The 6,730-nt window shown below is 67.9% G+C and carries 5 protein-coding genes and 1 pseudogene; 3 read left to right on the forward strand and 3 right to left on the reverse strand.

The annotated features are described in order from the left end of the window. Both ACIBTS_RS04855 and ACIBTS_RS04860 read left to right on the forward strand, forming a co-directional pair. The gene (locus ACIBTS_RS04855; protein WP_399316592.1) at nucleotides 1-1,686 is read left to right on the forward strand and encodes a ribonuclease J; all 1,686 of its coding nucleotides are present in this window, start codon (nucleotides 1-3) and stop codon (nucleotides 1,684-1,686) included. Nucleotides 1,687-1,825: 139 nt separating this feature from the next. Next, nucleotides 1,826-2,707, forward strand: a pseudogene (locus ACIBTS_RS04860) (PP2C family protein-serine/threonine phosphatase); the annotation flags it as partial. A 640-nt stretch (nucleotides 2,708-3,347) separates the two neighbouring features. Here ACIBTS_RS04860 and ACIBTS_RS04865 read toward each other — a convergent pair. Then, nucleotides 3,348-4,001, reverse strand: coding sequence for a hemolysin III family protein (locus ACIBTS_RS04865; RefSeq protein ID WP_399316642.1), 654 nt, complete (start codon nucleotides 3,999-4,001; stop codon nucleotides 3,348-3,350). Between the two features lie 398 nt (nucleotides 4,002-4,399). Here ACIBTS_RS04865 and ACIBTS_RS04870 point away from each other — a divergent pair, with 398 nt between their 5' ends. After that, nucleotides 4,400-4,960: a hypothetical protein gene (locus ACIBTS_RS04870; RefSeq protein WP_399316594.1), complete on the forward strand. Its 561-nt coding sequence runs from the start codon at nucleotides 4,400-4,402 to the stop codon at nucleotides 4,958-4,960. Between the two features lie 262 nt (nucleotides 4,961-5,222). On the opposite strand, the gene ACIBTS_RS04875 is transcribed toward ACIBTS_RS04870, so the two are convergent. Together ACIBTS_RS04875 and ACIBTS_RS04880 are read right to left on the reverse strand one after the other, a co-directional pair. Next, complete coding sequence (locus tag ACIBTS_RS04875; RefSeq protein ID WP_030052720.1) at nucleotides 5,223-5,426, reverse strand: cold-shock protein; 204 nt, start codon at nucleotides 5,424-5,426, stop codon at nucleotides 5,223-5,225. A gap of 243 nt (nucleotides 5,427-5,669) precedes the next feature. Then, entirely contained in the window at nucleotides 5,670-6,008 is a 339-nt protein-coding gene (locus tag ACIBTS_RS04880) for a MerR family transcriptional regulator (RefSeq protein WP_399316596.1), read from the reverse strand. Between the last annotated feature and the right edge of the window lie 722 nt (nucleotides 6,009-6,730).

Genomic DNA, 6,730 nt, shown 5'->3' on the forward strand with positions numbered 1-6,730 from the left:
ATGAGTCATCCACACCCCGACCTCAAAGCCGCCCCTACCCTGCCCGAAGGAGGGCTGAGGGTCATCGCCCTGGGCGGCCTGGGTGAGATCGGCCGCAACATGACCGTCTTCGAGCACGCCGGCAAACTGCTCATCGTCGACTGCGGCGTGCTGTTCCCCGAGGAGAACCAGCCCGGCGTGGACGTGATCCTGCCGGACTTCACCTCGATCCGGGACCGGCTGGACGACATCGTGGCCGTCGTCCTCACCCACGGCCACGAGGACCACATCGGCGGCGTGCCGTACCTGCTGCGCGAACGATCCGACATCCCGGTCGTCGGCTCCAAGCTGACGCTGGCGTTCCTGGAGGCCAAACTCAAGGAACACGGCATCCGGCCCCGCACGGTGCGGGTCCGGGAGGGCGACCGGCGCGGCTTCGGTCCCTTCGACTGCGAGTTCGTGGCGGTCAACCACTCCATCCCCGACAGCCTCGCGGTCGCGATCCGCACCGGAGCCGGGATGGTGCTCCACACCGGCGACTTCAAGATGGACCAATTCCCTCTCGACGACCGCATCACCGATCTGCGTGCCTTCGCCCGTCTCGGCGAGGAGGGCGTGGACCTGTTCCTCACCGACTCCACCAACGCCGAAGTGCCGGGTTTCACCACCTCCGAGCGTGAGCTGAACCCGGCGATCGAGCAGGTGATGCGCACCGCACCGCGGCGGGTCATCGTCTCCAGCTTCGCCAGCCATGTGCACCGCATCCAGCAGGTCCTGGACGCCGCCCACCAGCACGGCCGCAAGGTCGCCTTCGTCGGCCGGTCGATGGTCCGCAACATGGGCATCGCCCGTGATCTGGGCTATCTGAAGGTTCCGTCCGGTCTGGTCGTGAGCACGAAGGAGCTGGAGAAGCTCCCGGACCACAAGATCACTCTGGTGTGCACCGGCTCCCAGGGCGAACCGATGGCCGCGCTGTCACGGATGGCCAACCGCGACCACATGATCCGTATCGGCAAGGGCGACACCGTCCTGCTCGCCAGTTCCCTCATCCCCGGCAACGAGAACGCCATCTACCGGGTGATCAACGGACTCACCCGGTGGGGCGCGCACGTGGTCCACAAGGGCAACGCCAAGGTGCACGTCTCCGGGCACGCCAGCGCCGGCGAGCTCGTCTACTGCTACAACATCGTCAAGCCCCGCAACGTCATGCCCGTGCACGGCGAATGGCGCCACCTGCGGGCCAACGGCGACCTCGCCATCCGCACCGGCGTCGACCCGGAGCGGGTCGTCATCGCCGAGGACGGCGTCGTCGTCGACCTCGTCGACGGGCGCGCGTCCATCACCGGCAAGGTTCCCGCCGGCAACGTCTACGTCGACGGGATGGAAGTCGGCGGCGCGACCGAGGCGTCCCTCAAGGACCGACTCACCCTCGCGGAGGAAGGCGTCGTCACGGTGGTGGCGATCGTCGACGCCGACACCGGCGCCCTCGCCGAGGCCCCCGACTTCCTGGCCCGCGGCTTCGTCCACGACGACACCACCTTCGAGCCCGTCATCCCCGTCATCGAGAAGACCCTGGCCACCGCGGCCGAGGAAGGCGTCGGGGACGCGCACCAACTCGAACAACTCGTCGCCCGCGCCGTGGCGAACTGGGCCTTCCGCACCCACCGCCGCAAGCCCCTCATCATCCCCGTCATCATCGACGCCTGAGCCCCGGCGGCACGGTTTCCGGTTCCGTTCACGGTCTCGCCGGCATCCAAGCCGAGCACGGGAGTCAGCAGCCACCCACCTTTACGCCGACACCAGCGACAAGACCACCGGGCACGACCGAGGCGACCACGTTCGCCACGGCGAGACCGCGCACGCCCTGGCGCCCATCGTCATCGCGAACCGGTCCTACACCACGTGTACCAGTGGGGCCGCCGTACCGTCCCGCTGAGCCTGGCCGCGGAGATCCAGCACCGGCTGCTGCCGTCGTCGCTGGCGTGTGGCCGGGGCGCTGGAGCCGGCCGGCCACGTCGAGGGTGACACCTTCGACTACGTGATCGACCGGGACACGGTCCAGCTCTCCGTCACCGATGCCATGGGTCACGACGTCGACGCCGCGCTGCTGGCCACCCTCTTGGTGGGCGCGCTGCGCCGGGCCCGGCGGGCCGGCGCCGGCCTGGCCAAACAGGGCCCGCCAGGCAGACCAGGCCATGCGCGAGCACGGCCGCCAGGGTTACGTCACCGCTCAACTTCTGCGGATCAGCCTGATCGACGGCGAGACCGAGTTCATCAACGCCGGGCATCCCTGGCCGCTGCGGATGCGGGACGGACAGGTGCGGGAGATCGCTCCGAAGATCGATATGCCGTTCGGCTTCCCTGCCCCTCGCAGCTACCGGGTCCAGTCGCTGGACCTGCGGCCGGCGACCGGCGACCGGCGACCGGCGACCGGCGACCGGCGACCGGCTGATGATGCTGACCGACGGCATGCTGGAACGCAACGCAGGCAGCCTCGATCTGCCCGACCTGATCGTGCGCACGCGCGCGCTCCACGCCCGCGAGGCCGCCCGCACCCTCATCGCGGCGATCGTCGACGCCCACCACGGTTCACCTGCAGGACGACGCGACGGTCATGTGCCTGGACTGGCAGGGCGTCGCCCACTCCCGGCGGGACGCCGACACCGGTGCCGACCTCACCGACGCCTTCGCCCCGTCGCGGACGAGGCAGAGCATTCCCGGACCATGACTCGGTCCTTCTCCGGTCCCCGCTGCTGCGGGCCCTTGGGCGGACGCCCCAGGGGTGCTTTGCCAAGGATGGCGGCCTCACCGTGGCACTCGGCTCCGGAGGCGGCCCAGGCGCGGCCTGACAGGGACGAAGACAGCGGTCAGGACCACCACACCGGTGACGAGCAGGTGGAACAGGCCCTTCGCCACCAATCCTCGGAGTGGTGAGGGAAGTTGGAGGAAGCATCAGCGGCGAGCGAGGGAGCACTCGTCACCGCGCCCCTAGTTCTCTGTCCGTGTCGATCGAGGGCGCCATTTCGACCTGCTTCTTGTCGTAGCGACCTTCAAATGCCCCGGATCGACCGCCGCGTCGCCCGGACGGCGAACACCAGCCGGTGCCGGATCGGCAGGCCGAGCGCGACCGTCGCCAAGCCGGGCTGGTCCGTGGTCGTGTCGACGTAGACCGCTTCCAGGGCACCGACCCTGTGGCGCGGAAGGTCGGTGTCTGGCCTCGCCGTTCCCTGGCGCCTTCCGTCTCGAACTCGAGGCTCCTCCGTCGCGGGTCAGCTACGGACCGATGCCTCGGCCACCGCCCGGCCCGTTCGCGGTGCAGCACGCGGCAACGCGTGTGAACAGCGGCGCAAGACCGGACGCCGTCGCGGTCAGTAGGTGGCCAGGGAGATGGCGATGTAGTGCGCGGTGAAGGCTGCCACGGTCAGGGCGTGGAAGACCTCGTGGTAGCCGAACCAGCCGGGTGAGGGGTCGGGCCGCTGCAGGGCGTAGACGACCGCGCCCGCGCTGTAGAGGAGACCGCCGACAACGATCAGGACGACTACCGCTGCTCCGCCGGTGTGCAGGAAGTCGGGCAGGTAGCGCACCGGCGCCCACCCCAGGGCCAGGTAACACGGGGTGTACAGCCATCGCGGAGCTCCGACCCACAGGACCCGGAACACGATGCCGGCAAATGCCCCGGTCCATACAATCCACAGCAGCATGGAACGCTGTTCAGGCCGGAGGAGGAGCACGGCCAGGGGAGTGCAGGTGCCGGCGATGATCAGGAAGATGTTGGCGTGGTCGAGTCGTCGTAGAAGAGCCTCGCCCAGTGGTCCCCAGGTGCCGCGGTGGTAGACGGAGCTCGTTGCGAACAGCAGCCAGGCGGTGACCGAGTACACGGCGCAGGCCAGGACTGCTTGCGGGGTACGGGCCAGGCAGATGAGTACGACACCCGCGATCAGTGCGGCAGGGACCATTCCGGCATGGAGCCAGCCACGCAATTTCGGCTTGATCGGTTCGGCCAGGTCGGACGCCCGCTCCACCAGGGCGGAGACCGAGTGACCCTTCTCCCCTGCATGTCCGCCTCGCGGTCCGTCGGGTAGCCCGTCTTCACGGCGCTCTCCACGCGCCGAGGCGACGTGACCGTACTCGACTTCAGCGGCATCACGGGACACAGCTTCTCGTTCTCCCTCGGGCGACGGGGCGTCACTGACAGCAATGCCTTAATGCTAAAAGACCTCACTCCGGCAGCATTCATGGAAGGTCGGTCCAGGACCCCAGGGCCATCTCCGGGCCCGGGCCGGCTCGCCACCGTGTGAGTTCCAGCCCCGTTGACCCTCCCGCCGATTGGGCCTGCCGAAGCCGAGTAGAACGGCCGCCCATGGGAAAGATCAGGGCTTACGAACGGGCATCTCCGCTCGCCTACGCGCAAGGATCGCCGATGCTTCCTGAGGTCCGCCCCCACGTATCCACCGCCCTCGCAGACCAGTTGGAACACCAACTGGACCTGGCTCCGCATCTTGAGGCCGGCCGGCTCGATGTGGAGGGCGTCGCCGGCATCGCGGTCGTCGCAGCCGCCCATTCCGACGGCTATGCGGCCACCGGCCATCTCCTCGGGCTGCTGGCCGCGCTGCCCGCTCCCACCAAGGCAGGGGAACGCTTCTGGTCGGACCTGTGGAGATCGTCGGGCACCGCATACCTGCTACCCGTCAACATGAAGGCTCAGGTGCTGCGTTCTCTGGAAGGAGAGGGAACCGCCCTGGCCAGGCAGATCCTCTCGGCCGTCGAGGAGATGACTCCGCCCCAGCGCGTCGCGGCCGGGGAGGTGATCGGTCAAGCCCTCGCCGAGTCCGACCATTTGCCTGACCTCAAGACACAGGTCATCGGCGAGTTGTGGCTCCGAGATCTCGAACTCACCGCCTGGCGCGTTCTGCATGCGGACCGCAGATGGGACGATCCGGATGGACGGCAAGCATTCCTCGCCGCCTGGACGAGCACCTGACCGTCTACTGCTCCAAGCTGCGCGCACAGAGGCGCAGGGCATGCGGCACACGAACCGGACGACGCTCGAAGCAACTGAGGTCAGGAAGTTCGGCCGAGGTCACACCCGCCTCAACAGATCAGGGGTCGCGCAGCAATGGCTGCGCGGCCCCTGATCCTGTGCACGCCCGGCACGAGCAGGCGCTTCGCCCGGTGGGCGTCAAAGCCCGCACGGGCGGCGCTCACCGAACGCGGTGCGCGATCCCCCGGGCAGGTCTGCCAGATCAGGCCAGGTTGATGTTCTCGGCCTGCGGACCCTTCTGGCCCTGGGTGACGTCGAACGTCACGGCCTGACCCTCCTGGAGCTCACGAAAGCCCGTGGAGTTGATCGCGGAGTAGTGCGCGAAGACATCCGGGCCGCCGCCGTCCTGGGCGATGAAACCGAAGCCCTTCTCCGCGTTGAACCACTTCACAGTTCCCGTTGCCATGTCTGATGCCTTCCAGTCGATGAACGCCTCCCACTCCATGTGGAAGGCAGAGGTGATCGCCCTGGTCCCTGCGGCACAGCACAGCAAAACGCCCACACCGAAGGCGTGGGCAAGAGGGAATTCCGAACCACGACAGCTGACGCAGACGCTACACGCCCACACGCCGCGTCACCACAGGAAACGATCACACCGCACGGCAGACCGTGCGTGCGGTGCCCGTCGGCGCGGACGGGCACGCTCATCTCACGCTGCTGCGGTCGGGTTCGCCGATTCGGTGGCGCGGCGGAATTCGGCGTTGAGGCGCTGGGCTTCCTCGAGCTGGTCTTCGAGAATGATGATGCGGCAGGCGGCCTCGATGGGGGTGCCGTGGTCGACGAGTTCCCGGGCGCGGGCGGCGATGCGCAGCTGGTAGCGGGAGTAGCGGCGGTGTCCGCCCGCGGAGCGCAGCGGGGTGATGAGGCGGGCTTCGCCGATGGCGCGCAGGAAGCCCTGTGTGGTGCCGAGCATCTCGGCGGCCCGGCCCATGGTGTAAGCGGGGTAGTGGTCGTCATCGAGACGGCCGAAGGTGTCGTCTGCTGTCATCGCACCTCTCTGTGGAACACCTCGAGGGGCCCTGGCGCCGTACTGGCACCAGGGCCCCGAAGGAACTACTACACCATCTGCCGGCCCTGATACTGCACCGGCCCTCTGTTTCCGCAGACCCGACCGAGACGCTGTCGGGGGCGCGGGGATCGCGGTTGCTCGACCGGAGACCACCTCACTATCGATGTCCTGCGGTACCCGGGGCCAAGACTTCCACCCGGGCGATCCTGATGGCGCTCGGCTCCTCCGTTCTTCCCTCTTGATCAACTACTCACTAACGGAAACTGCGTACTACTGGTACTGCGCACTGCTGGTGGCCTGCCACAGCGCCACTCTTCGGCAGCCAGCCCCGTCGCCGTCCTGCGACCACTCTGGCTTCGGAACTCCACCACCGCACCGTCACGCCAACTGCAACTGCGTACTGCTGCCCGGCAGTTCATGTCTGCCGGGCCTTGCTCGATCTCGGCTACGAGAGAAATCGTAACCACAGCGTCGCGAATGTCTACTCTGGCTGGCATAGATTTCCGCGCCCTCGAAGATGCGGTAGTCCGCCTCCACCGGTCCGCCTCGACCGGCCCACAGATGGTTCAAGCAGCTCCGAGGCTCGGTCCGGCGCACTCAGTGGGGTGTCGGCAACGGCTGAATTTGGGACCAGTTCGAACGGTTCAATCGTGAGCCACTGTGCGGCCTCCGGTGGTTCGTCAGTCGTTGTCGGTGGCGGT

Origin of the sequence: Streptomyces sp. NPDC050121 (assembly GCF_044460385.1) — a bacterium.
Classification (GTDB): Bacteria; Actinomycetota; Actinomycetes; order Streptomycetales; family Streptomycetaceae; genus Streptomyces; species Streptomyces soliscabiei.

Coding starts and splice junctions, on each gene's coding strand:
- ACIBTS_RS04855 (WP_399316592.1), top strand. CDS start 1: ATGAGTCATCCACACCCCGACCTCAAAGCCGCCCCTACCCTGCCCGAA.
- ACIBTS_RS04880 (WP_399316596.1), bottom strand. CDS start 6,008: ATGACAGCAGACGACACCTTCGGCCGTCTCGATGACGACCACTACCCC.
- ACIBTS_RS04875 (WP_030052720.1), bottom strand. CDS start 5,426: ATGGCAACGGGAACTGTGAAGTGGTTCAACGCGGAGAAGGGCTTCGGT.
- ACIBTS_RS04870 (WP_399316594.1), top strand. CDS start 4,400: ATGCTTCCTGAGGTCCGCCCCCACGTATCCACCGCCCTCGCAGACCAG.